19 protein-coding genes and 1 tRNA gene are annotated in these 24,760 nt (G+C 60.2%); 10 read left to right on the top strand and 10 right to left on the bottom strand.

Annotation, left to right across the window (positions count from 1 at the left end; genetic code table 11):
- Positions 1-206 precede the first annotated feature (206 nt).
- Positions 207-728, top strand: coding sequence for a polyhydroxyalkanoate synthesis repressor PhaR (gene phaR / locus ACWIKB_RS05200; protein WP_475265634.1), 522 nt, complete (start codon positions 207-209; stop codon positions 726-728).
- A gap of 32 nt (positions 729-760) precedes the next feature.
- Here phaR and phaP read toward each other — a convergent pair whose 3' ends face one another.
- On the bottom strand, positions 761-1,330 hold the full coding sequence (gene phaP / locus ACWIKB_RS05195; RefSeq protein WP_475265633.1) for a TIGR01841 family phasin: 570 nt from the start codon (positions 1,328-1,330) through the stop codon (positions 761-763).
- 244 nt (positions 1,331-1,574) lie between these two features.
- On the opposite strand from phaP, the gene ACWIKB_RS05190 reads away from it, so the two are divergent.
- Positions 1,575-3,938 carry a DUF3141 domain-containing protein gene (locus ACWIKB_RS05190; protein WP_475265632.1) on the top strand — a complete coding sequence of 788 codons (2,364 nt, stop codon included), beginning with the start codon at positions 1,575-1,577 and terminating at the stop codon, positions 3,936-3,938.
- Positions 3,939-4,222: 284 nt separating this feature from the next.
- On the opposite strand, the gene ACWIKB_RS05185 is transcribed toward ACWIKB_RS05190, so the two are convergent.
- A complete protein-coding gene (locus ACWIKB_RS05185) occupies positions 4,223-5,260 on the bottom strand; it encodes an AraC family transcriptional regulator (protein WP_475265631.1) in 1,038 nt (345 codons plus the stop codon).
- A 241-nt stretch (positions 5,261-5,501) separates the two neighbouring features.
- Here ACWIKB_RS05185 and phbB point away from each other — a divergent pair, with 241 nt between their 5' ends.
- The 5 genes from phbB to ACWIKB_RS05160 all read left to right on the top strand — a co-directional run bounded on the left by phbB (position 5,502) and on the right by ACWIKB_RS05160 (position 11,432).
- Positions 5,502-6,248: an acetoacetyl-CoA reductase gene (gene phbB / locus ACWIKB_RS05180; protein WP_475265630.1), complete on the top strand. Its 747-nt coding sequence runs from the start codon at positions 5,502-5,504 to the stop codon at positions 6,246-6,248.
- A 57-nt stretch (positions 6,249-6,305) separates the two neighbouring features.
- The gene (locus tag ACWIKB_RS05175; protein WP_475265629.1) at positions 6,306-7,484 is read left to right on the top strand and encodes an acetyl-CoA C-acetyltransferase; all 1,179 of its coding nucleotides are present in this window, start codon (positions 6,306-6,308) and stop codon (positions 7,482-7,484) included.
- A gap of 94 nt (positions 7,485-7,578) precedes the next feature.
- Entirely contained in the window at positions 7,579-9,282 is a 1,704-nt protein-coding gene (gene phaC, locus ACWIKB_RS05170; protein WP_475265628.1) for a class I poly(R)-hydroxyalkanoic acid synthase, read from the top strand.
- Positions 9,283-9,405: 123 nt separating this feature from the next.
- Positions 9,406-10,059, top strand: a complete 654-nt coding sequence (locus ACWIKB_RS05165; protein WP_123508379.1) for a hydrolase — start codon at positions 9,406-9,408, stop codon at positions 10,057-10,059.
- Between the two features lie 59 nt (positions 10,060-10,118).
- Positions 10,119-11,432 (top strand): OprD family porin, encoded by a 1,314-nt coding sequence (locus tag ACWIKB_RS05160; RefSeq protein ID WP_475265627.1) that lies wholly within the window; start codon positions 10,119-10,121, stop codon positions 11,430-11,432.
- A 327-nt stretch (positions 11,433-11,759) separates the two neighbouring features.
- Here the strand turns inward: ACWIKB_RS05160 and ACWIKB_RS05155 are convergent, their stop codons facing one another.
- Positions 11,760-12,404: a hydrolase gene (locus ACWIKB_RS05155; RefSeq protein ID WP_475265626.1), complete on the bottom strand. Its 645-nt coding sequence runs from the start codon at positions 12,402-12,404 to the stop codon at positions 11,760-11,762.
- A 144-nt stretch (positions 12,405-12,548) separates the two neighbouring features.
- On the opposite strand from ACWIKB_RS05155, the gene ACWIKB_RS05150 reads away from it, so the two are divergent.
- Entirely contained in the window at positions 12,549-13,436 is an 888-nt protein-coding gene (locus tag ACWIKB_RS05150) for a LysR family transcriptional regulator (protein ID WP_475265625.1), read from the top strand.
- A 3-nt stretch (positions 13,437-13,439) separates the two neighbouring features.
- Here ACWIKB_RS05150 and ACWIKB_RS05145 read toward each other — a convergent pair.
- The 7 genes from ACWIKB_RS05145 to fdnG form a co-directional block, all read right to left on the bottom strand.
- Positions 13,440-13,535: transfer RNA gene (locus ACWIKB_RS05145), tRNA-Sec, on the bottom strand.
- Positions 13,536-15,440, bottom strand: coding sequence for a selenocysteine-specific translation elongation factor (gene selB, locus ACWIKB_RS05140; RefSeq protein ID WP_475265624.1), 1,905 nt, complete (start codon positions 15,438-15,440; stop codon positions 13,536-13,538).
- Positions 15,437-16,843, bottom strand: coding sequence for an L-seryl-tRNA(Sec) selenium transferase (gene selA / locus ACWIKB_RS05135; protein WP_475265623.1), 1,407 nt, complete (start codon positions 16,841-16,843; stop codon positions 15,437-15,439). The genes selB and selA overlap by 4 nt, the downstream gene beginning before the upstream one ends.
- Positions 16,844-16,894: 51 nt before the next feature.
- On the bottom strand, positions 16,895-17,821 hold the full coding sequence (gene fdhE, locus ACWIKB_RS05130; RefSeq protein ID WP_475265622.1) for a formate dehydrogenase accessory protein FdhE: 927 nt from the start codon (positions 17,819-17,821) through the stop codon (positions 16,895-16,897).
- Between the two features lie 4 nt (positions 17,822-17,825).
- Entirely contained in the window at positions 17,826-18,476 is a 651-nt protein-coding gene (locus ACWIKB_RS05125; protein WP_475265621.1) for a formate dehydrogenase subunit gamma, read from the bottom strand.
- Positions 18,473-19,408 carry a formate dehydrogenase subunit beta gene (gene fdxH / locus ACWIKB_RS05120; RefSeq protein ID WP_475265620.1) on the bottom strand — a complete coding sequence of 312 codons (936 nt, stop codon included), beginning with the start codon at positions 19,406-19,408 and terminating at the stop codon, positions 18,473-18,475. Before fdxH ends, ACWIKB_RS05125 begins: the two co-directional genes overlap by 4 nt.
- Positions 19,409-22,474, bottom strand: a complete 3,066-nt coding sequence (gene fdnG / locus ACWIKB_RS05115; RefSeq protein WP_475265619.1) for a formate dehydrogenase-N subunit alpha — start codon at positions 22,472-22,474, stop codon at positions 19,409-19,411.
- A 288-nt stretch (positions 22,475-22,762) separates the two neighbouring features.
- Here fdnG and ACWIKB_RS05110 point away from each other — a divergent pair, with 288 nt between their 5' ends.
- Both ACWIKB_RS05110 and ACWIKB_RS05105 read left to right on the top strand, forming a co-directional pair.
- Positions 22,763-23,911 (top strand): MalY/PatB family protein, encoded by a 1,149-nt coding sequence (locus ACWIKB_RS05110; RefSeq protein ID WP_475265618.1) that lies wholly within the window; start codon positions 22,763-22,765, stop codon positions 23,909-23,911.
- A gap of 229 nt (positions 23,912-24,140) precedes the next feature.
- Positions 24,141-24,752 (top strand): Yip1 family protein, encoded by a 612-nt coding sequence (locus ACWIKB_RS05105; protein WP_475265617.1) that lies wholly within the window; start codon positions 24,141-24,143, stop codon positions 24,750-24,752.
- Positions 24,753-24,760: the final 8 nt, after the last annotated feature.

The following is a 24,760-nucleotide window of genomic DNA, read 5'->3' as shown; positions in this document are numbered from 1 at the left end:
GGACTTGCTTTGCGGCGGGTCCCTTTTTTTTGATCCGGGATCCTTGGTGTTCTGGCGGGCCTCTTCGCGAGCAAGCCCGCTCCCACTGGGGGCTTGTGGGCGCTGCAGATCCAGTGTGGGAGCGGGCTTGCTCGCGAAGGCGGCCGCAAGGACAACAAAGAAGGTTAAGATGCCTGCAAATCAGGCTCGCCCACGAGATGCCCCGCATGACAGATAACAGTCGGAACACTCCCCGCCTGATCAAGAAATACCCCAATCGCCGCCTGTACGACACCCACACCAGCAGCCACTTGACCCTGGCCGACATTCGTCAATTGGTGGTCGATAAAGTCCCGTTCCAGGTGGTCGATGCCAAAAGTGGCGAGGACTTGACCCGCAGCATTCTGCTGCAAGTCATCCTGGAAGCCGAAAGTGGCGGCGAGCCGATCTTCAGCAGCGAAATGCTGATGGGCATCATCCAGTTCTACGGCCCGTACCAAGGCGTGCTCGGCAGTTACCTGGATAAAAGCATCCAGACTGTGATCGACATCCAGTCCCAGACCGGCGCCCAGTCGACCGAGGCCTGGAGCACCTTCATGCACCAGCAGGCACCAGTGATGCAGGACTTGATGCGGCAATACGTCGACCAGTCCAAGGCCCTGTACCTCAATACCCAGAACATGTTCGGCCTGTTCGGCGCCAAGCCTGCCCCTGATAACGAGCCGAAAAAAAATGGCGATGGGGAATAAACCCATCACCATCGGTGCCGCTCTGATCTGACTTACTTGTTAGCGCTGGTCGCCTTGGCGGCCGCTTCTGGAGCGGCTTTGCCGGCTGCAGCCGTCGCTGCATCGAAGCCGCTCTGAGCCACATCAGAAGCCTGTTTCACGGCTTTCTGTGCGCTTTCAAACACGGTGCTGGCATTCGCCAAACCCGACTTGAATGCTGCGACCACTGGCTCGGAACCCGCTGGGGCATTCTTGCTGATCGACTCAACAAACTCATTCACCTGCTGGGTGCCCGCCTCAACCTGACGCTCGGTCAGTTTGGCGATGTCCGATTGCGTGCCGACGATCAGCGCTTGTACCTGACGGTTGAACTCGGCCAGGCGTTCGGTTTGTGCGCTCGGCTGGGTGAACGACGCCTGCAAATCGGCGAAGCCTTGTGGATCACGTACCGCCAACAGCTTGCGAACACCTTCGAAGTGCTCTTCAGTGGAGTCACGCAGTGCCTTGAACTGCAACTGGCTCAGCTGTTCAACGCTGGCGAAGACCTTGCCGCTGATTTGCTGCAAAAGATCGAGGTTGGCTTTCTGAGTGGCTTGCAGTTTTTCCGAGTTGAAAAAAGACATGCTGAAATCTCCTGGTACTGGAAGGCCCATTCAGGCCTGAGGACGCGACAGCGATCCGGGCAGTCGTCGCGTTAGCCTTGATATTGCAGTGCACAAAACAGTTTGGCAACGGATATTTTGTGCACTGCAAAATAAACGGTACTCTCCACGTGGTTATTCGCTATAGACTTGTGAAAATCCGATGATCGGCCTAGCCATTGCTAGTCTGGCTGACGACTCCCCCGCACAGTGTCAGGAGATCACGATGGGCCAGGACGAAAATATTGCAGCGCAAGAAGAAGCGCTTTCCTCAGCGGCCGGTTTGTTCGAGCACCTGAATCACCTGCAGCGCCTTAACGTTCATAACGTGCTCGACGCCGTGCAGCAGCGCCAAGCCAAAACCTTCGCGCCGCTCAGCCAAGGTCAACTCAAACAACCTACCGCCGCTGACTGGCAGGCATACTTCACTGACCTCAGCCAACGCAGCCTGTTGTTCTGGGACACCTTGCGCCAGCGCGGCGACAACACCCTGGCCCATGAGCGCGCAGGTTTTCCGCTGCTGCTCAAGTTCGAGCATGAAACCCTGGTTAACGGTGCGGACCTGCCGCGCCCGGTCAACTACTCACTGTTGCGCATCCTTAGCCACGAGCCATCCATCGACGGCCAACCGCCGGTCATCATCATCGACCCCCGGGGTGGTCACGGTTCGGGCATCGGCGGCTTCAAGCAGGATTCGCTGATCGGTGAAAGCCTGCGCGCCGGCCATCCCACCTACTTCATCGCGTTCAGTCACTCGCCAAGTCCAGGGCAAACCCTGGCGGACATCGTCCAGGCCCAAGCGAATTTCATCGAAACAGTCAGCGCCCGGCACCCCGCCAGCGCCAAACCGGTGGTGATCGGCAACTGCCAGGCGGGTTGGGCACTCATGGGACTGGCCGCCACAAGACCCGAATTACCAGGGCTGATCATCGTCAATGGCGCACCGTTGTCGTATTGGGCCGGGGTCAACGGGCGCAATCCGATGCGCTACACCGGCGGTTTGCTCGGTGGTGGCTGGATGACGCGTTTGGGCAGTGACTTGGGCAACGACCGTTTCGACGGCACCTGGCTGGTGAGCAATTTCGAAAACCTCGACCCGGCCAACACCTACTGGGGCAAGTACTACCACCTGTTCAGCGAGGTCGATACCGAAGCCGCGCGATTCCTCGATTTCGAGCGTTGGTGGGGCAGCCCGACGCTGCTCAACAGCGAAGAAATCGAGATGATTGTCGATGACCTGTTTATCGGCAACCAACTGTCCGGCGGACTGGGGCGCAAGAGCAGCGGGCTCGACCTCAAGCGCATCGAAGTGCCGGTGGTGGTGTTTTGTTCCTATGGCGACAACATCACCTCGCCGCAACAGGCGCTGGACTGGATCGCGGATGTGTACCCCAGTGACCTGGCCCTGCAAAACGCCGGGCGCACCATTGTCTACCTGCGCCACGCCAGCATCGGTCACCTGGGGATTTTCGTCTCCGGCGAAGTGGCGCGACGTGAACACCGAGAACTGCTGGGCGCGGTCGCCACCATCAACGCCCTGCCCGCCGGGCTCTATGAAATGCTGATCGACGATCTACCCAACTCGCAATACGCCGTGCGTTTCGAGCCCCGGCGCATCGCCGACGTCCATGGCGATGTGCAGCCGAATCGTGACGATGATCGCGAGTTTGCGCTGGTCGAGCGCGCTTCTGCCATCAACAACAGTCTGTACGACGGTTGGGTTCGTCCGTGGTTGCGCCCGCTGATCAACGAGTCGAGCGCCGAGCTGATGCGCAAGGCCCATCCGTTCCATCAGCAGCAAGTGCTCTGGAGCAGCTTGAACCCGGCGTTGTGGTGGTTGGCCGGCAGCGCGGCGCAGGTGCGCAATGATCGTCGCCCCGCCGCCACGGACAACCCGTTGCTGGCCTGGCAGGCGTTGTTTTCCAATCAGATCCAGGACGCCTTGAACGGCTATCGCGATCTGCGTGATGCCACCCAGGAACTGTGTTTCTACGGCGTGTATGGCGCGCTCAACAGCTTCGGTGGCCATATGCCGGAACGCGATCTTCAGGCTCATGCCGACCAGCACGACAAAGTGCTGCTCGAACGCCTGCAAACCGCCCTGCCCCTGGGCGGCCTGATGGAAGCCTTGGTCCGTATCCTGTTCCTGCTGGGCCGTGACAGCGATGCGTCGGGCAAGGCCGACCTCGAAAAACTGTTCGATCAATTACAGGTGCTGCTGCAAGACCATAGTGCCGAGCCGTTGGACCTTCGCGAAACCCTGCAAACCCAGAAAATGCTGGTACTCACTCACCCACAAGAAAGCCTGCGCAGCCTGCCGCTGTTGCTGCCTGAAACCGAGGAACGCCAGCAGGTATTGGCTGCTGTTGCCAATCTGTTGCCGGATTTGCTGAACGAAACCGCAACCGGCCATGCTTTTTGGTGCGAGCTGCACACCTTGCTTGAAGTGCCGTTGCCGGGGTTCGACCTGACTCAGCCGCCCGGTGAACTGGATGTGGCCGAACAGCCACTTCCAGTCGACAAGACTGAAACTCTGGCAGTCCCACTCGCCAGTCCCCGTAAAAGAGCGAAGAAGCTACCAAGACGATGAATACAAACCGCGTCGCCTTTCAGATCCACCCCTCACCCCAGCCCTCTCCCCAGAGGGTAGAGGGGGAAAGGGAGCCGATCTTTGTGCTGTTCAAGCCTGAGTTCGACTCGGGCCTTCAGGTCGATGTCACTCGAAACGCCGATCTTCATGCTGTTCAAACCTGAGTTCGACTCGATATTTCAGGTCGATGTAGCTCCAAGAACAACTCGGTCGGTCCCCTCTACCCTTTGGGGAGAGGGTTAGGGTGAGGGGTGGCTCTAACCGACACCCTAAAAAACTCACACTCAAACCGGCTCGGCTTCCTCGACCTCAAAGGATTCATCCGCCCGGTACTGCCCGGGCGTCATGCCAAACCAGCGGCTGCACGCCTTGTTGAAACTGCTGTGGTCATGAAAACCAAGGAGATAGGCCACATGCTTCATGTTGAAGTGAGAATGACGCAGGTAAAAATCCGCCAGTTGCCGGCGCACCGCGTTCTGCACATCCTTGAATTGCGTGCCGTCCTTTTCGAGGGAGCGTTGCAGCGTGCGCTTGCTGATGTTCAGAGCCGCGGCGATCGATTCCATGTCGTATTGCCCCTTGCCCTGGCTCAAACGCTCGCTGATCAAGGCGCGAATCCTGCCGACAATCGAGAAGCCAAACAGCAAGTCCAGCTGCGCTTCGGCAAAACTGTCATGCAGCACCGCCAGTGTTTCGTTGGCCATGCTCAACGGGCGCAGCACTTCCTGGCCGTCGAACAGAATGCTGTCGTAGGCCGCGTCAAACTGCAGGTTGCAGCCAAACAGACGCCGATGTTCGGACGTGTCCGCAGGTTCCGGATAACTGAACTCCACGTTCAGCGGCTGCGGCGAGTTGCCGCCGGCCAGCCAACGGCAAAACCCCATCAACGATGCGAGAGCCGCGTCGACATATTGCCTGGGTTTGACCGAGCCGGCCTGCTGATGATCGAGTGCGGCCAATCGATAGTTCTGCTGCTCGGCCATGAAAAACAGGCTGAACCCGGTGCCGATCAACGGGCTGAAACGCACCAGCCGTTCGAGGGCCCTTTTCAGGTTGAGGCTGGACATCATGGTGTAGCCGACAATCTGAAAACTGCCGGGATGGAAGTTGCCATAGGCTTTGAGGCCGATGTCCGGATCACCGCTGGCCTGGGCCGCCAGTGTCCACAATTTATAGATCGCCCTGCGCTCGCAAAACGCTCCTGGCAGGTTCGCGAGCGTGATGTCCAGTCCAGCCTCTCGACACAGACTGGCGACATCCAGTCCTTGAGCCGAGAGCGTATTCACCAGCACGCTGGCATAGCCTGAACTCATTCTATACATGGCGTCCTCATTGACCTGTGGAACCGGACATCCTGTCCGGAGCCATAACGGATCTGCGTTGAATCAAAGAATATCGGGCCGCTCAATGTCGAGTGTTGATCCCAGTATAGGTACTCCTCGTTTTTAACCACGTTTGGCACCGTTGGACACCACACAGTCACCTCACAACACTTCCGCAGGCCCCGGCAATACCCAACAATCTCCCCATCTTGCAGCGCAAAAGAAAAAAGGGAAGAGATCTATGAAGTCGCTTGGTCGTATTGCATTGGTAACCGGTGGTATGGGTGGGATTGGTACGGCGATCAGCCAGCGTCTTTACAAGGAAGGCTTCAAGGTGGTGGTGGGTTGCAGCGCTGATTCCGCGCGCAAGAATGAATGGGCCGCGAGCCAGTTGGCGGCCGGGTTTGAGTTCGAGTTTGTCTACGGCGACATCACCGACTGGGAATCGACCCGCAAGGCATTTGAAATGGTCAGGGAGACCGTCGGCCCAGTCGATGTGCTGGTCAACAACGCCGGCATCACCCGGGATGCCTCGTTTCGCAAACTCACTCACGAAGACTGGAACGCAGTGATTGGCACCAACCTTAACGGCATGTTCAACACCACCAAACAGGTGATTGAAGGCATGTTGAGCAAAGGCTGGGGACGCGTGATCAACATTTCCTCGATCAACGGTCAGCGCGGCCAGTTCGGCCAGACCAACTACAGCGCGGCCAAGGCCGGCATCCACGGCTTCACCATGGCCCTGGCGCGGGAAGTGTCGGGCAAGGGCGTGACCGTCAACACCGTGTCGCCGGGCTACATCCAGACCAGCATGACCGCCGCCATTCGCCCGGACATCCTCGACAGCATGATCGCGGCCACGCCGGTCGGTCGCCTCGGTCAACCCGAGGAAATCGCCTCCATCGTCGCCTGGCTGGCCTCCGATGAGTCGGCCTACAGCACCGGTGCCGACTTCTCGGTCAACGGCGGCATGAACATGCAGTAACTCGCGCGGGGCATGGAGGCCCTGCAGCTGTTCGACACATTCTTAATGAGGTCACGCATGAACGAAGTCGTAATCGTTGCCGCTACTCGTACCGCCATTGGCAGCTTCCAGGGTGCCTTGTCCGCGATTCCGGCCACCGAACTGGGCGCGGCGCTGATTCGCCGCTTGCTCGAACAGACCGGGATTAACGGCGAACAGATTGATGAAGTGATCCTCGGCCAGGTGCTCAGCGCCGGTGCGGGGCAAAACCCGGCCCGCCAGACTGCAATCAAGGCCGGCCTGCCCTTCACCACGCCGGCCATGACTTTAAACAAGGTCTGTGGCTCCGGGCTCAAGGCTGTGCAACTGGCCGTCCAGGCGATCCGCTGTGGCGACGCCGAACTGGTGATTGCCGGCGGCCAGGAAAACATGAGCCTGGCGCCTTACGTCCTGCCCAAAGCCCGCACCGGTTTGCGCCTGGGCCATGCGCAATTGCAAGACAGCGTGATTCAGGACGGTTTGTGGGATGCCTTCAACGACTACCACATGGGCATCACTGCGGAGAATCTGGCGCAGAAGTACAGCCTGACTCGCGAGCAGCAAGATACCTTCGCCGCCGCCTCGCAACAGAAAGCCGCCGCGGCCATCGAAGCCGGCTACTTCAAGCGGGAAATCACCCCGATCCTGATTCCCCAGCGCAAAGGTGAGCCGCTGGCCTTCGACACCGATGAACAGCCACGCCCGGACAGCAGCCTCCAGGCCCTGGGCAAACTCAAACCGGCGTTCCAGAAAGACGGCAGCGTCACCGCCGGCAACTCGTCGACCCTCAACGATGGCGCCGCCGTGCTGTTGCTGGCGAGCGCCGCCAAGGCCCAGGCGCTGGGGTTACCCGTGCTGGCGCGGATCAAGGCTTACGCCAGTGCCGGCGTGGACCCGTCGATCATGGGCATCGGCCCGGTGCCGGCCACCCGTCTGGTGCTGGAAAAGGCCGGTTGGAGCCTTGATGACCTGGACCTGATCGAAGCCAATGAAGCCTTCGCCGCGCAGTCACTGGCGGTCGGCAAGGAATTGGGCTGGGACACCAGCAAAGTCAACGTTAACGGCGGTGCGATTGCCCTCGGCCATCCGATCGGCGCATCGGGTGCGCGGATTCTGGTGTCGCTGCTGTTTGAGCTGATCCGTCGCGATGGCCACAAAGGCCTGGCCACGTTGTGCATCGGCGGCGGGCAAGGCGTCAGCCTGATCATCGAGCGCTAGTCACACCGAACTGCTTGCCTTAGCTACTGACGCGGCACCATACGCGGTGTCGCGCTTTTTTCTGCCCGGTTGATCTTTGTGGGCAAGGAGTTCCATGGATAACAATGCGCACACGTTCAACACCTACTGGTCTGGCCAGGTTCCGTTCATTGCTTCCTTTGCAGTGCAACAATTACGCCTGTGGGTCAGCACCAATCCGTGGTTCACAGGGCATGAATACAACGACTGGTTCGACTTGTCCCGTGGCACCCTCGACAGCCTGCAGTCCGACTATCAGCTGCAATGGGGTGACCTCGGCCAACGCCTGATGACTGGCCAGCCGTTCACGTTTGAGGATCGACGTTTCGCCAGCGGCGCCTGGAGCCAACCGCTGTTTGGTTCGCTGGCCGCGTTTTATCTGCTCAACGCCGGTTTCCTGCTGAAGCTGCTGGACAAACTGCCGATCAAGGACAAAAAGCCGCGCCAGCGCTTGCTGTACCTGGTGGAGCAAGCCATCGCCGCCGGGGCGCCGAGCAACTTCCTCGCGAGTAACCCGGATGCCTTGCAACGGGTGGTCGACACCCAGGGTGCCAGCCTGCTCACGGGGTTGCTGCACCTGGCCAGCGACCTGCAAGAAGGCAAGATGCGCCAGTGCGACAGCAATGCGTTCAAGGTCGGCGTGGATTTGGCCACCACCCCCGGCGAAGTGGTGTTCGAGAACGAACTGTTCCAGCTGATCCAGTACTACCCGCAAACCGAAACCCAATACCGGCGCCCGGTGTTCGTGGTGCCGCCGTCGATCAACAAGTACTACATCCTCGATTTGCGCCCCGACAACTCAATGATCGGTCATCTGTTGAAGCAAGGGCATCCGGTGTTTCTGATGTCCTGGCGCAACTTCGACCAGGCACACGCTAACACCACCTGGGATGACCTGATCGAAACCGGCATCATCAAAGGCCTGCAAGTGACCCGGGAAATCAGCGGCGAGCAACGGCCCAATTGCGTCGGCTTCTGCATCGGCGGCACGCTGTTAAGCACGGCGCTGGCGGTATTGGCCGCGCGCGGCGATAAGGACATCGCCAGCGTCAGCTTGCTGACCACCTTCCTCGATTACCTCGACACCGGCCCCATCGACATCTTCGTCGACGAACAACTGGTGGCTTTTCGCGAACGCACCATTGGCGGAAAGGACGGCCCTATCGGTCTGTTCAAGGGCGAGGACATGGGCAACACCTTCTCGCTGCTGCGACCCAATGACCTCTGGTGGAACTACAACGTCGACAAATACCTCAAGGGCCTGAAGCCGATTGCCCTGGACCTTTTGTTCTGGAACAACGACAGCACCAACCTGCCCGGCCCGATGTATTGCTGGTATTTGCGCCACACCTACCTGCAAAACGACCTGAAATCCGGCGAACTGGATTGCTGCGGCGTCAAACTGGACCTGCGGGCCATCGAGGCGCCGGCGTACATCCTCGCTACCCACGACGACCATATCGTGCCGTGGAGAAGCGCCTACGCCAGCACCCAGTTGCTCGGCGGTACCAAGCGTTTTGTACTCGGCGCCTCGGGGCACATCGCCGGGGTCATCAACCCGCCAGCCAATCAGAAACGTCATTACTGGACCAACAACCGCGTGACCAAAAAACCGGACACCTGGTTCATGAATGCCCAGCAACATCCCGGTAGCTGGTGGAACGACTGGTTTGTCTGGCTGGCCGAACACGCCGGCGAGCGCCAGCCTTCCACGCTGCATACTGGCAACACCCAGTACCCGGCGCTGGAATCGGCACCGGGGCGTTATGTGATGCAATGACCCACTGCCCTGCGCGATGACGGACCCTCGCGCAGGGCGCGTACAACTCAGCACACCCACTCAAGATCCCCACCCGAATCTGCGCAACCATGAGCCTTCACTCACTCCCGTAAGGACCTCGTGATGGCCATTGCAAAAGCAGTTCCCGGCAAAACCCTGCTGACCCCTACCGATCACACCCTGATCATGATCGATCACCAGTCGCAGATGTCCTTCGCGACCAAGTCCATCGATGCCGTGACCCTGCGCAACAATGCCGCGCTGGTGGCCAAGGCTGCCCGTGGCTTCAAGGTTTCGACCATCCTCACCACCGTGGCCGAGAAGAGTTTTTCCGGGCCGATCTTCGACGAAATCAAGTCGGTATTCCCGGAACACAACGTGATCGACCGCACCAGCATGAACACCTGGGAAGACGAGCGCATCGCTGTTGAAGTCAACAAGTTCGGCAAGCAGAAAATCGTCCTCGCCGGTCTGTGGACGTCCGTGTGCATCGTTGGTCCGGCGTTGTCGGCCATCGACCAGGGTTTTGAGGTGTACTTCATCGCCGATGCTTGTGGCGATGTGTCGATTGAAGCCCATGAAATGGCGATTCAACGCATGATCCAGCTCGGCGCCCGGCCAATGACGTCGCTGCAATACCTGCTGGAACTGCAACGTGACTGGGCTCGCAGCGAGACGTACGAAGAAACCGTCAAAACCTCCATCGCCAACGGTGGCTCGTATGGTTTGGGGCTGATCTACGCCAAAACCATGTTCGGCGCGTCCGAAGGCCATTAAGCAATAACAGCGACTGCGTGACTTGCTCGCGCAGTCGCTGCCCTCGTGGTGATCGATCCATGATGTTTTCTTCGTTAAATCGCAGCCTGTGCTTGTCGATGGTACTCGCCGGCCCGGCCCTCGCGGATGAACCGGCGCCCAGCGGTTTTCTGGATGGCGCAACGCTGGGGGTGCTGAGTCGCAACTTCTACCTCAACAGCGACTACCGAACGCCCTCACCCTCTGGAAAAAGCTACAAAGCTGAATGGGCTCAAGGGTTTATCAGCACCTTTGAATCTGGTTTCACCGCAGGCGTTGTCGGTTTTGGCCTGGACGCCCACGGGTTTTTCGGGCTCAAGCTTGATGGCGGCAAGGGGCATTCGGGCACTGGGTTGCTGCCGGTGGATGATGATGGACGCAGCGACAGCAATTACTCCAGTGGTGGCGGCGCGATCAAGTTGAAGGCGTCCCGCACGACCCTGGCGTTTGGTGAAATGACCGTGGAAACACCGGTGTTCGATACGTCGGACAAACGCCTGCAACCGGAGTACGCCACGGGGTTTCTCATGAACAGCCGGGAAATCGACGGCATCAACCTGGTGGCCGGGCATTTCACGGCGTTCAAGAATCAGGACAGTTCATCGGGCAAAGGGGATTTCTTCGGTTACGGTGCAAACACCGAGGCTGGCGGGATTTCCTTTCTGGGGGCCGACCTGTTCACCAACAGCCCGGTGGGCGGCGCGGTGTATGCCTCTGAACTGAGCGACACCTGGCACCAGTACTACGGCAATCTGCACTTCAAACAGTCGGATGTATTTCTCGACGCCAATCTGTACCACACGCAGGACACTGGCCGCGCATTGGCGGGTGCGATCGACAATACGGCCTATAGCTTGTCGGGCAAGTACAGCCTCGGTGCCCATGGTTTCACCCTGGCCTATCAGCAAATCAACGGTGATACGCCGTTCGATTTCGTCGGTGGCGACTCCATCTACCTGGCCAACTCGATCAAGTACGCCGACTTCAACGGCGCCCATGAACGTTCCTGGCAGGCGCGTTACGACCTCGACTTGGGTGCGTTTGGCATTCCGGGGCTGAAGTTCATGACCCGCTATGTGACCGGTCGCGACATCGACGGCACCCGTGCGCCCAAGGGTGGCGCCTACAACCCGTTCGACGAGGCCAGCGGCGAGTACGTACCGCAGCAAGGCGATGGCGGACGGCATTGGGAGCGCGACATCGACTTGCACTACGTCGTGCAATCCGGATCGGCCAAGGGCTTATCCCTGCAACTGTCCCACGTCTCCCATCGAGGCAACACCGCCCAGGCGGGCGATGACATCGACCGGGTCTACGTCGTGATCCAATACCCCCTGACCTTCGGGCCTTTCTGATTCTCACAAATCCCTGTAGGAGCAAGGCTTGCCCGCGAAGACGGCGGCACATTCAACATCGCCGCTGCAGACAGACCGCTTTCGCGGGCAAGCCTCGCTCCCACAGAGGAATTGCTGCGGTCGCGGGATCGGGTTCCACACAGACCAAAATGTGGGAATGGCTGCGGCTACAGGATTGGGTTTTACGCAGGACAAAATGTGGGAGCGAGCTTGCTCGCGATGGCGGTAGTCCAGGCAACATCTCTGTCGACTGATACTCCGTCTTCGCGAGCAAGCCCGCTCCCACATGTTCGGCCCTGTGTAGATTCAGGGTCGGTGATTGATCCCTTATTTGACCTGCCGCTGCGGTGCCTTGTGCACCATGGTGTAGGCGTAGTCCACGCCCATGCCGTAGGCGCCGCTGTGTTCGCGCACCAGTTCCATCACTGCGTCGTAGGTTTCTTTGTGGGCCCAGTCGCGTTGGTATTCGAGCAGCACTTGTTGCCAGGTCACCGGCACCGCGCCGGCCTGGATCATGCGTTGCACGGACATGTCGTGGGCTTCCTTGGTGGTGCCACCGGACGCGTCGGTGACGATGTACACCTCGTAGCCTTCAGCCAGGGCTTCCAGCGCCGGGAAGTTCAGGCAGACCTCGGTCCACAGTGCCGCCATGATCAGCTTTTTGCGCCCGGTGGCTTTCACCGCAGCGACCAGCGCCTTGTCTTCCCAGGAGTTCATCGAGGTGCGTTCGATCGGCTGTTGATCCGGGAATACACCGAGCAGTTCCGGCCAGATGAAACCGCTGAAGCTCTCGGTTTCCACCGAGGTCAGGATGGTCGGCACATTGAAGATCTTGGCAGCCTTGGCCAACGCCACGGTGTTGTTCTTCAGGGTCTGGCGATCAATCGATTGCACGCCGAAGGACATCTGCGGCTGGTGATCGATCAGGATCAGGGCGGAGTTGGTTGGGTTGAGCAATTCACGGATGGACATGGCGAGTTCCTTTTGATGTCGATGAGTTCTGTTTAATGGGTTAGTCGCTGTTTGCTGGCGGCTTGGTTGCTAATTTAGGCCCTGGCCACAAAAGGAACAATTACCTAGAATCGGGAATCATTGATTCCAAATTGGGGACAATCCTTGGACCGTATCGAATGCATGCGCGCGTTTATCGTCACCGTCGCTGAAAACGGCTTCGCCGCCGCAGCCCGGGCGATGGATGTGCCGCGCTCCAAAGTCAGCAAACAGATTCAGGCACTGGAAGAAGCCATCGGCGTGCAGTTGCTGCAACGCACCACGCGCAGCCTGCACCTGACCGAGGCCGGCGCCGAGTATTACGATGCGGCGCGGGAGCTGATCGCCTCGCTCGATGAAGCCGAGCAACGGGCCCGTGATGGCGTTGGTGAACTGCGTGGCGTGCTGCGGATCAACGCGCCGATGTCCTTCGGGCTGCGGCGTCTGGGGCCGCTGATTCCGCTGTTCCATGAGCTGCACCCGAATATCGAGCTACAACTTGTGCTCAGCGACCAGCAAGTGGACCCGGTGCGCGGCGGTTTCGATGTGACGCTGCGGATTGCGAGCATGCCCGACTCGTCGATGATCGCCCGGCTGTTGGCCCCGGCACCACGGATTATGGTGGCCTCGCCGGCCTACTTGAAACGTGCCGGCACACCGCAAGTGCCAAAGGACCTGACAGCCCACCAATGCTTGAACTACGGCTATTTGCAAAGCGGCGTCAGCTTGCAACTGAGCAATGGCAAGGACACGCAACGGGTCAACGTCACTGGGCCGTTGCACGCCAACAACGGCGACTTGCTCGCCCAGGCCGCCGAAGCCGGGATGGGCATCGCCCTACTCCCGGATTTCATTGTTGAAGAGGCGCTGGCGGCAGGTCGGCTGGTGCCGGTGCTGTGCGAGTGGCAGGCGCCACCGATCACCATCAACGCGGTCTACCCATCATCGCGGCGGGTGCCGCAGAAGACCCGCACGTTTATTGATTTCCTGATCAAGGAACTGGCGCCACGGTGAAACTGGCGGAAGGCAGCCGGAGTCGAACCTGCCCGGGAACGGATGCCGTCCCCAACCGGGTTTGAAGCCCGGCCGCGCCACCGGGCGCGATTGCCTTCCTTATTCGTTGGCCTGAGCCAAGGCACTGTCGAGACGAATCTGGCGCCGGTCGCCGAGGCGTCGGGTCAGGCCGATCCGGTCGAAATACTCGAGAATCTGCACGCAGCGCTTGCGACCCAACCCCACCGCATCACGAAACGCCGCCACCTCGACCACCGGGTTTTCACCGGCCAGTTGCAACAGCATAGCCGCCAATCGCCGCAGCACCGCGTCGGTGTAGAACAGGTCGCGCACCACTTGGTGCAGCAAGCCCAGCCGCGCCATTTTGCGCAGCAGCAGGCGCACCGCCGCCTCGTCATGTCCCAGATCACGCACCCACGGTGGATTGAAACCGGCCTGTTCAAAGATTGGCTGCAATTGCTGCCACAAGGCTTCATCGTCGGCGCTGAGGCGCACTTGATGATCGGGCAGATGCAGCCACGGTCCGCTGCTGACTACGGCGCCGCTGGCGAGTAATTCGTCGAGCAGGCTGATGAACGTTGCACGGTCGAGCACGGAGCCAGAGAACCGGCGCAGGCGATCACGGTCCGGGCCCATTTGATCCGGTTCCAGTTGATGGAAGCGTGCGAGGTGTTCCAATAACGGAGCCTTCAACGCATCCCAACGGGCGGCGCTGAACAGTAACGGACCTTGGCGGGTGGCAATCAGGCGCACGTCGTCGGGCAGCACCCAATCATCACGCTGACGATTGAACTGGCGTTCGAGGCGTTGCGGGTCGAGGCCGATGTCGCTGTGGGCCAGCAGCGCGGGCATGACTTGCTCAAGACTGTTGGTGTCGGCGAGGGCTTGTAGTTGCGCCAATCGCTCGGGACTGCGGCGATGGCGGCTCGGTGCAAACGGATCGAGCACCCGTCCACCGCCGAGGGTGCGCTGGGCGCTTTGGTCGCGCAGGATCAGCGGATCACCCTTCACCGCATGCACCGGCGCATTCAACAGCAACTGCGCGAACATCCGCTCGCCGGGCGCCAGGCTCGGGCCTTCCAGCAATGCGACACGCCCAGTCACGTCTTGCGTGCCGAGGTGCACGTGCACCGGGTGAAAGTGCGCAAATGCGGTGACTTCGCTGGGCAACAGACGCATCTCGATATCCAGCCGCTGGGTCGGCGCATGCAGCCACTCGGCGAGCAACCATTGGCCACGGTGGATCTGTTCCAGGTTCAGGCGTTCGGCGCTCAGGTTCAGCGCTACGCGTTGGCCTGCGATTGCAACCTCGCTGGGCTGATTCTGCGCATGCAAACCACGTACTCGCACCGGTTTACCCAACGGCCCGAGCAGCAACGTGTCACCCACGGCCACCTGACCGGACAACGCAGTGCCGGTCACCACGATGCCGGCGCCGGCAACGCTGAAGGCACGATCAATCGCCAGCCGAAACCCGCCGCTGATACTGCGTTGAAGGACGTGTTTTTGCTCAGCGAGCAGCGCCTCTCGCAAGGTTTCGACACCCTCGCCCGTCACACTCGACAACGCAATCAGCGGCGCGCCGGCATACGGTCCGGGTGCGAGCAATGCTTCAATCTGCACCCGAACTTCAGCGACCCTGCCCGCCTCAACCCGATCACACTTGGTGATCGCCACCAACGCCCGAGGAATGCCCAGCAACTCGACAATCGCCAGATGCTCCCGAGTCTGGGGCATCACGCCGTCATCCGCTGCCACCACCAACAGCACCAGGTCGATCCCTTGCACCCCGGCAAGCATATTGTGGGTGAAGCGCTCATGCCCGGGCACGTCGATAAACCCGGTCAGTTCCGCCCCCGGTTCCAGCGCCGCGTAGAGGTAGCCGAGGTCGATGGTCATGCCCCGTTCGCGCTCTTCGCGACGACGATCCCCCGCCTGACCGGTCAGCGCCTCAAGCAACAACGTCTTGCCGTGGTCGATGTGCCCAGCCGTGCCGACGATCACCCTTCCCTTCCTTTCAGTTGATCAAGTTGCGCCAGCCACGCCGCTTCGTCATCCAGTTGCCGCAAGTCCAGCCACAAGGCGTCGTCATCAATGCGACCGAGCACCGGGATCGGCAAGTCCCGAAACGCTGCTTCCAACCCAAGCAAAAACCGGCCACGCAGACGTTTGGAGACCACCGGCCGCAGGCATAATGCCGCACTCGGCAAACGCGCCACCGGTTGGCTGCCGCTGCCGATCATGCCCAGTGCCGGCACCGCACTGACATTCCAGCCTTCGCCCAACACTTGTGCCAGTGACGATTGCAGACGCTCGGCTTGCGCAAGGATGTCCGCCTGCGGCCGGGTCAACAGGCGCAGGCTCGGCAAGCGTTCGACCAGTCGATCAGGATCGCGGTACAAGCCCAACACCGCTTCCAGCGCCGCCAACGTCAGTTTGTCGACCCGCAATGCACGCTTGAGCGGGTTCTTCTTGATCTTCGCGATCAACTCCTTGCGCCCGACAATCAATCCGGCTTGCGGCCCGCCGAGCAACTTGTCGCCACTAAACGTCACGATGTCCGCGCCATCCAGCAGTGCCTGACGCACCGTCGGCTCAGCCGGCAAACCCCAACGCGTCAAATCCAGCAAACTGCCGCTGCCCAGATCCTCCAGCAACGGCAACGCATGTTTGTGCGCCAACTCGGCCAGCTCCACCGTCGGCACACTCGTAGTGAAACCCGAGATTGCGTAGTTGCTCGCATGCACGCGCATGATCAAGCCACTGCGCAGGCCGATAACGGCTTCATAGTCCTTGGCGTGGGTGCGATTGGTGGTGCCGACTTCACGCAAACGAACCCCGGCCCGGGCCATGATGTCGGGAATGCGAAACGCACCGCCGATTTCAATCAGTTCGCCCCGGGAAATGATGCCTTCCTTGCGCGCGCCCAGGCTGTTGAGGGTCAGCAGCACGGCGGCGGCATTGTTGTTGACCACGGTGACCGCTTCGGCACCGGTCAATTCACGGATCAGGCCTTCGATCAGGTCATCGCGGTCGCCACGCTTGCCGCTGTGCAAATCGAACTCAAGATTGATCGGATAACGCGCGGCCATTTGCACCGCTTCGATGGCCTCTTCGGGCAACAGCGCCCGACCCAGATTGGTGTGCAAAACCGTACCGGTGAGGTTGAACACCCGGCGCACATGGCTGCGATGTTGCGCAATCAGCCGCTCGCCCGCCCTGCCCGCCAGCACTTCTGGCGCGATCTCGACCGCCGCCAGTTGTCCCGACAAAACCGGCTCGCGCAAGTCATCGAGCAACTGCCGCAGACTCGCCAGCAACGCCTCTCGCCCATAACGCTCAGCCAGCGGCTGACACGCCGGATGGCGCAACAAACTGTCGATGGAAGGTAGGCGCAGGTTGGACATCGGTAACTCCAAAAAGCGATGGACCGTCGCGCCTGAGTGTAGACGCTGGGTTCATTCGCCTCCGGGAGCGAACAACAGATTCGGCGCCAGGCGCTGATAGCCTTCCTGCTCCAGGCGCATATCGAGCAGCAGGCTGGTCAGGTCGGTCGACAACGCCTCGGCTTCGGCATCATTTTCCAGATACAGCAGTTTCAAATAGCTGTTGCAGCCGGGGCAGACTTCCGCGCGCAACGGCGCCTGATTCGCCGCGTATCGATCATCATCGAGGCTGACGTATTCCAGGCCTTTGCTCTGTTCGCAATACACGCATTTGACCCGCACCACATGCCATTCGCAGGCACACAGCGAACACACCAGATAACGCAAACCGTTGAACTTGCCACGATGGCGAATCACCCCGGCCATCGCCGGCGAACCACAGGCCGGGCATTGGCTGAGGCTGTCGCCAGGCTTGAGTTCCAGGTTCGGGGTGTCCAGCAACCAGTGGCTCCAGGTCACTTGCAGCGCCGCGCCGAGAAACGGCACCACCGCCGCCGGCAGCAATGTGAATTGTCCGCTGACCAGCGCCACAGCCCAGGCCTTGAGCTGCCCGGGGTTGGCACCTAGCAGCGTGTTGATCGCGCTTTTGACAGCGGTGTCTGCCGGTGGCTTATAGCGCAGCAACAGCGCGTACAGAAACGGTAACCAATCCCCCTCACGCACCAGACTGTCAGCGGCGAACGGCGGCAAACCGTGCTGCTGGCAGGCTGTCAGCCGTTCGGGGTCTGGCATCTCATCAACCGGCAGGTCATCCAGCATTTCCTGTTGCAGATGACACAAGCCGGCCATCAGTCGCAGGTAATCAGCGAGTGGATGCCCCTCGGCCAAGCGCTCCAGACCCTGCGCGCGCAAGGTAAACAGGTTGCGCGGTGGCAGGTGCAGAAACGGCGGTGAACTCGCCGCCGCTTCAATCTCGCCAGGCTCAAGAATCGTCGCCACGTGCTTATCCTTTTCTGATGGGTCGGTCGGGGTCTTCGTCGCGGGTCACTTCGCGATACCAGAGCTCATGGTGCTTCTTCGCCCAGGCGCGGCTGACCCAACCGTGGACCATGGCGCTGATCGAGCCCTTGATCCAGATCCCGGCGTAGATGTGGATGATGATGCTCAACACCAGCACAAACCCGGCCAGCGTATGCAACAGCATGGCCCAGCGAATCGTGGTGATGCCGAAATACACGCTGAAGTACGCGCGCCAAATCACCAACCCCGTGAACAGCAACCCTAACATGCACAACAGCAACGTCCAGAACAGCAGCTTCTGCCCTGGGTTGTACTTGCCAATCGGCGGCACGCCCTCTTCTTCGTTTTTTATCACCCGGTCGATCCGCTTGAGCCACAACCCATCGTTGCGGATAAAGAAGTTGGCACTCCAGAAGCGAATCACCAGCCCGAGGAACAGCACAAACATCAACACGCCCATGAACGGATGCAAAACCCGCGTCCACGGCCCGCCGCCAAACAGGTTGCTCAGCCAGAACAGCGCCGGATGAAACAGCGCCAACCCCGACAACGCGGCCATGAAAAACAGGATCGCCACCAGCCAGTGATTGGTCCGCTGGTTGGCGGTGTAACGCAGGATCTGCTTGCGGATCATGGTCTGTCCTCCCCGCGCGGATCAAAGGTGTGCACCGATGGATCGACCTCGTGCACCGCCGGGTCTTTGTACGGCGGCAGTTCATCCTCTTCCACAATTTGCGGCCCGATGCGCACGTAATGGAAGAACCCGGCCAGCACCGCCAGGCCCATGGCCAACAAGCCCAAGGGTTTGCTTACGCCTTTCCACAAGCCCACCAACGGACTGATCGTCGGGTCTTTCGCCAAACCGGCGTACAGCTGCGGTGTGTCGGCATGGTGCAGCACGTACATCACGTGGGTGCCGCCGACCCCGGCGGGGTCGTACAGACCGGCGTTCTCAAAGCCACGGCTCTTGAGATCGACGATACGTTCGGCGGCGTGTTCCTTCATGTCTTCCTTGGTGCCGAAGACGATGGCGCCGGTCGGGCAGGTTTTCACACAGGCCGGTTCCAGACCGACCGCGACCCGGTCCGAACACAGCGTGCACTTGTAGGCCTTGTGATCCTTTTGCGAAATGCGCGGGATGTTGAACGGGCACCCGGTGATGCAATAGCCGCAACCGATGCAATGGTCCTGATCGAAATCGACGATGCCGTTGGCGTGCTTGATGATCGCCCCAGGGCTGGGGCACGCCGCCAGGCAACCGGGTTCGGCGCAATGCATGCAGCCGTCCTTGCGGATCAGCCATTCGAGGTTGCCGGCGTCGGTTTCGTGCTCGGTGAAGCGCATCAGGGTCCAGGTTTCTGCGGTCAGGTCCTGGGGATTGTCGTAGGTGCCGAGGTTGTGGCCGACATCGTCGCGCAGCTCGTTCCATTCCGAGCAGGCGACCTGGCAGGCCTTGCAGCCGATGCATTTTGTAGTGTCGATCAGCTTCGCCACTTCCTCCTGATTGCGCGCCGATGGCGGCACAGTCGTGGTGGCCGAGCGAGCAATAATGTCTTGGCTGGCCATTTAGACTTTCTCCACGTTGACCAGGAATGACTTGGATTCCGGGGTCTGGGAATTGCCATCGCCGAGGAACGGCACCAGGGTGTTAGTGAGATAACCGTGACGCGTCAGCCCGGTAAAGCCCCAGTGCAGCGGGATGCCGATGTGGTGCACTACCTGGCCGTTGACCTGCAGCGGACGAATGCGCTTGGTCACCACCGCCACCGCTTCGATAAAGCCACGCTTGCTACTGACCCGGACCTTGTCGCCGGCAACGATGCCTTTCTCCTTGGCCAGCACTTCACCGATCTCGACGAACTGCTCGGGCTGGGCAATCGCATTGAGCTTGCAGTGCTTGCTCCAGAAGTGAAAATGCTCGGTCAGCCGGTAACTGGTGGCGGCATACGGGTAATCTTTGGCCACGCCGAGGGTGTCCCACACAGAATCAAAGATCCGCGCCGCCGGGTTGCTGGTGGCTTTCTTGTTGGTCGGATGCAGCGGGTTGATGCCGATCGGGGTTTCGAACGGCTCGTAGTGCTCGGGGAATGGTCCTTCGTTCATCTTGTCCACGGCGAAGAACCGCGCGACGCCTTCGGGGTTCATGATGAACGGGTTCATCCCGGCGTCCGGGGCCGAATCGACCTTGAAGTCCGGCACATCAGTGCCGGCCCAAGCCTTGCCGTTCCACCACACCAGGCGTTTTTTCTCGTCCCACGGCTTGCCTTGGGTGTCGGCCGAGGCGCGGTTGTAGAGAATCCGCCGATTGGCCGGCCAGGCCCAGGCCCAGCCCAGGTGTTGCTTCATACCGTACGGATCGCTGTTGTCACGCCGGGCCATCTGGTTGCCCATTTCGGTCCAGCTGCCGCAGAAAATCCAGCAGCCTGACGCGGTACTGCCGTCGTCCTTGAGCTGGGCGAAACCGGCCAGTTGCGCGTTGCCCTTGATCGCCGCGCCGGTGGCATCAGTGAAATCCGTGGTGGCGACGCCGTTGATTTCCCTGGCCAGTTCTTCCGGCGAAGGCTCGTCAGGGATTTTGTACGGCCAGGACAACTTCAGGATCGGGTCGGGATACGCCCCGCCATCGGCCTGATAACGCTTGCGCAAACGCAGGAACAACTCACCCATGATCTTGATATCGGTCAGCGCTTCCCCCGGTCCGTCGGCACCTTTCCAGTGCCATTGCAGCCAGCGGCTGCTGTTGACCAGCGAGCCGTCTTCTTCGGCGAAACAGGTGGTGGGCAGGCGAATGACTTCGGTCTGGATGTTGGCGCTGGTCACGTCGTTGTACGGCCCGACGTTTTTCCAGAACTCCGAAGTCTCCGTGGACAGCGGGTCCATCACCACCATCCATTTCAGCTTGGCCAATGCCGCCATCACGCGGTTTTTGTCCGGCAACGCGACAATCGGGTTGAAGCCCTGGCACATGTAGCCGTTGACCTTGCCCTGGCCCATCAGGTCGAACATTTTCAGGATGTCGTAGTTGGGGATGTCGAGTTTCGGCAGGTAGTCGTAGGCCCAGTGGTTCTCGGCGGTGGCGTTGTTGCCGTACCAGGACTTCATCAGGCTGACGTGGAACTTGCTGTAGTTCTGCCAGTAAGACAGTTGCCCCGGCCGCAAGGGTTTTTGCGTGCGTTTAGTGATGTAGGCGTCGTAATCCTGCTCGGCATCCAGGCCCAGCGTCAGGTAACCGGGCAGCGAGTTGGAGAGCAAACCGAGGTCGGTCAGACCCTGGATGTTCGAGTGTCCACGCAAGGCGTTGACCCCACCGCCGGGCATGCCGACGTTGCCCAGCAACAGTTGCACCATCGCCGCGCTGCGGATGATTTGCGAACCGATGGAATGCTGGGTCCAGCCCAAGGCGTAGAGAATCGTCATGGTCTTGCCCGGTTGCGAGCAAGTGGCGATTTCTTCCCAGATTTTCTTGATTGCCTCCACCGGCATGCCGCAGATCTGGCTAGCCAGGTCGATGTTGTAGCGGCTGTAGTGGGTTTTCATCAATTGATAGACGCAGTGCGGGTCTTGCAACGTCGGGTCGACCTTGGCAAAGCCGTCCTCGCCGATTTCATAGCCCCAGCCGGACTTGTCGGTGTACAGACGCTTGGCCACGTCATAGCCGCTGAAGATCCCGTCTTCGAAGCCGTACCCGGCTTTGACGATGAACGATACGTCGGTGTAATTGCGTACGTACTCGTGCTGGATCTTGTCTTCGGTCAGCAGGTAATTGATCAACCCACCCATGAAGGCAATGTCGGTGCCGGTACGGATCGGCGCGTAATAGTCGGCCACGGAGGCGGTGCGGGTAAATCGCGGATCGACCACGATCAGCCGTGCCTTGTTGTGCGCCTTGGCTTCGGTCACCCATTTGAAACCGCAGGGGTGCGCTTCTGCTGCGTTGCCGCCCATCACCAGGATCAGGTTCGCGTTGGCGATATCGGTCCAGGTATTGGTCATGGCACCACGGCCGTACGTCGGGGCAAGACTTGCCACCGTCGGACCGTGTCAGACACGCGCCTGGTTATCGAACCCCAGCATGCCGAGACTGCGAATCACCTTGTGGGTGATGTAGCCCGCTTCGTTGGACGCCGCCGATGCCGCGAGGAACCCGGTGGTCAGCCAGCGATTTACCGTTTGGCCCTGATCATTTTTCTCGATGAAATTGGCGTCGCGGTCGGCTTTCATCAGGTCGGCCACGCGGTCCAGCGCTTCATCCCAGGAAATCCGCGTCCATTCGGTGCTGCCCGGCTTGCGCACTTGCGGGTACTGCAAGCGGCTGGGGCTGTGAATGAAGTCCAGCAGGCCCGCGCCTTTCGGGCACAGGGTGCCGCGGTTGACCGGGTGATCGGCGTCGCCTTCGATGTGGATGATGCTTTGGCTGACGTTTTTCGCCTGGTCGCCCTGGCTGTACATGATCAAGCCGCATCCCACCGAGCAGTACGGGCAGGTGTTGCGGGTTTCATGGGTGTGGGCGAGTTTGAAATGACGCACTTGCTCGGCAAAGGCAGGCGCCGGGAGCATGCCCAGCGCGCCGAGGCTCGAGCCCGCAAGGCCGATACCGGCGACCTTGAAGAACTGACGACGGTTGAGGTCCATCGTGCACTCCTTTCTTCTGGACAAATACATTTCAAACTCTAGGCCAGTGAAACGGTGGCCCAGATGAAAACCGACCGTCGGCACAACCCCGATCGAAATGTGGGAGCGGGCTTGCTCGCGAAAGCGGTGGGTCAGTCAATGAGGATGTTGAATGTGCCGCCGCCTTCGCGAGCAAGCCCGCTCCCACAGGGAATGGGGTTCTGATTATTTTTGTGAGGTGTCACCAGAGATGAACGTTGGGGCTTATCATGCCGCCATGATTAACCTCCACCCTTTATGAGACTGAGCATGACCTTCGATTTCGATCAGGTGTTCGACCGCCACGCAACCGGCAGTACCAAATGGAGCCGTTACCCGGCCGACGTGTTGCCGATGTGGGTCGCAGACATGGATTTCGCCGCGCCGCCGGTGATTATCCAGGCCCTGCAAAAACGCCTGGAACACCCGTTGCTCGGCTACAGCGTGGCCCCGGACAACCTGCGCGACGCGATCGTCGCCGACCTCTGGAACAAGTTCGCTTGGCGCGTCCTGCCTCAGGAGCTGGTATTTCTGCCTGGGGTGGAATCGGGTTTCAACATGGCGCTGAATGCGCTGGTCGAGCCACAGCAGAACGTCGTGGTGCAAACGCCCAATTACCCGCCACTGCGGCATGCGCCGGGGCATTGGGGCTTGAACAAGGTTGAACTGGAATTTGTCGCCCAGACAGACGGTTCCTACGCCACGCCGCTCGATGCGTTGCGTGAATCCCTGAGCGGTGGCGGCGCACTGCTGTTGAGCAACCCGCACAACCCGCTGGGCAAAGTGTTCCCGCGCGAAGAACTGCAAGCCGTGGCCGATATTTGCCTGGAACAGGACGCCTGGATCATCTCCGACGAGATCCATGCCGAGCTGTGTTACGACGGTCGCGTACACGTTCCTACGGCGTCGCTGAGCCCGCAGATCGCCAAACGCACCATCACCCTGATGTCGGCGAGTAAGGCTTACAACATCGCCGGATTGAAGACGTCATTCATGATCATTCAGGACCCGGCACTGCTGTCGCGGGTCAACCACGCCCGTTGCGGTCTGGTGGACAGCGTCAATCCACTGGGACTGGAAGCCACCCGCGTTGCCTACACCGAGGGCGGTCCGTGGCTTGCCGAGCTGATGACGTACCTGCACGGCAACCGTGACTATCTGGTGAACGCGGTTCGCACCCGACTACCCGGCGTGACCATCAACGTGCCACAAGGCACTTACCTGGCCTGGCTCGATTGCTCGGCGCTGGGGCTGGACGATCCGCAGCAGTTCTTCCTTGAGCAAGCCAAGGTCGGCTTGAGTGCGGGCCTGGATTTTGGTGATCACAGTAAACAGTTCGTGCGCCTGAACTTCGGCTGCCCGCGGGCGCTGCTCGAAGAAGGGATTGCGCGGATGGAGCGCAGTTTGCGCAACCGTTAAAAACCAAAAGATCACAACCTTCGGCAGCTCCGAGATTGGAATAGCGTTTTCCCTGTAGGAGCTGCCGAAGGCTGCGATCTTTTGATCTTGCATCATCTGAAACCCGACCGAACTGCGCTATAGCGTGACAGGTGGCAAACCGATTCTTTAAATGGAACCCGCCACCGACTCCAGAACTCAACACTTTATAGGCCTGCCCCTGGTGGGCCTTTGATATCTGGAGGTCCTCATGTCTGCGCCTATTATCAAACTGTTTACCCAACCCAATTACGCCTGGACGGATATTCGTCACGAGGAGGAAGCCCATCCACGCCACTACCTAGCGCATCTGGTGCTGCTCGCACTGATCCCCGTCGTGTGCCTGTTTATTGGGACCACCTATGTCGGCTGGAGCCTGGCCGAGAACGAAATCGTGAAACTCAGCCCCCGCAGCGCGCTGCAACTCTGTGGGTTGCTGTACCTGACCATCCTCGCCGGTGTGGCGCTGATGGGGCTGTTTATCCGCTGGATGTCCCGCACCTTCGACGCCCGACCCACCGTGAATCAGTGCATCGGCTTTGTGGCCTACACCGCGACGCCTTTTTTTATCGCCGGTTTTGCCGGGCTGTACCCGAACCTGTGGCTGGCGGTGCTGGTAATGGCAGCCGCTTGTGCCTACGCGACATTCCTGTTGTTTGTCGGCCTGCCGACCTTCATGCACGAGCGCAAGGAACAGGGCCTGCTGTACGCCGCCAGTGTCTGGGGTGTCGGCCTGCTGGTGTTGGTGACCATTCTGGTGGAAATGATTGTGCTGTGGACCAACGTCCTGGCACCTGAATACCTGCGCGCGATTGTCGGTTGAGCCTTTCA

This window comes from Pseudomonas sp. 5Vm1k, from assembly GCF_056161485.1.
The sequence above is the reverse complement of the archived record's forward strand: the minus strand, read 5'-3'. Positions and strand labels throughout refer to the sequence as shown.

Bases quoted from the DNA above. Each gene is read 5' to 3' on its own strand.
- phaR (WP_475265634.1), top strand. From the start codon at position 207: ATGACAGATAACAGTCGGAACACTCCCCGCCTGATCAAGAAATACCCC.
- phaP (WP_475265633.1), bottom strand. From the start codon at position 1,330: ATGTCTTTTTTCAACTCGGAAAAACTGCAAGCCACTCAGAAAGCCAAC.
- ACWIKB_RS05190 (WP_475265632.1), top strand. From the start codon at position 1,575: ATGGGCCAGGACGAAAATATTGCAGCGCAAGAAGAAGCGCTTTCCTCA.
- ACWIKB_RS05185 (WP_475265631.1), bottom strand. From the start codon at position 5,260: ATGTATAGAATGAGTTCAGGCTATGCCAGCGTGCTGGTGAATACGCTC.
- phbB (WP_475265630.1), top strand. From the start codon at position 5,502: ATGAAGTCGCTTGGTCGTATTGCATTGGTAACCGGTGGTATGGGTGGG.
- ACWIKB_RS05175 (WP_475265629.1), top strand. From the start codon at position 6,306: ATGAACGAAGTCGTAATCGTTGCCGCTACTCGTACCGCCATTGGCAGC.
- phaC (WP_475265628.1), top strand. From the start codon at position 7,579: ATGGATAACAATGCGCACACGTTCAACACCTACTGGTCTGGCCAGGTT.
- ACWIKB_RS05165 (WP_123508379.1), top strand. From the start codon at position 9,406: ATGGCCATTGCAAAAGCAGTTCCCGGCAAAACCCTGCTGACCCCTACC.
- ACWIKB_RS05160 (WP_475265627.1), top strand. From the start codon at position 10,119: ATGATGTTTTCTTCGTTAAATCGCAGCCTGTGCTTGTCGATGGTACTC.
- ACWIKB_RS05155 (WP_475265626.1), bottom strand. From the start codon at position 12,404: ATGTCCATCCGTGAATTGCTCAACCCAACCAACTCCGCCCTGATCCTG.
- selA (WP_475265623.1), bottom strand. From the start codon at position 16,843: ATGTCCAACCTGCGCCTACCTTCCATCGACAGTTTGTTGCGCCATCCG.
- ACWIKB_RS05125 (WP_475265621.1), bottom strand. From the start codon at position 18,476: ATGATCCGCAAGCAGATCCTGCGTTACACCGCCAACCAGCGGACCAAT.
- fdxH (WP_475265620.1), bottom strand. From the start codon at position 19,408: ATGGCCAGCCAAGACATTATTGCTCGCTCGGCCACCACGACTGTGCCG.
- ACWIKB_RS05110 (WP_475265618.1), top strand. From the start codon at position 22,763: ATGACCTTCGATTTCGATCAGGTGTTCGACCGCCACGCAACCGGCAGT.
- ACWIKB_RS05105 (WP_475265617.1), top strand. From the start codon at position 24,141: ATGTCTGCGCCTATTATCAAACTGTTTACCCAACCCAATTACGCCTGG.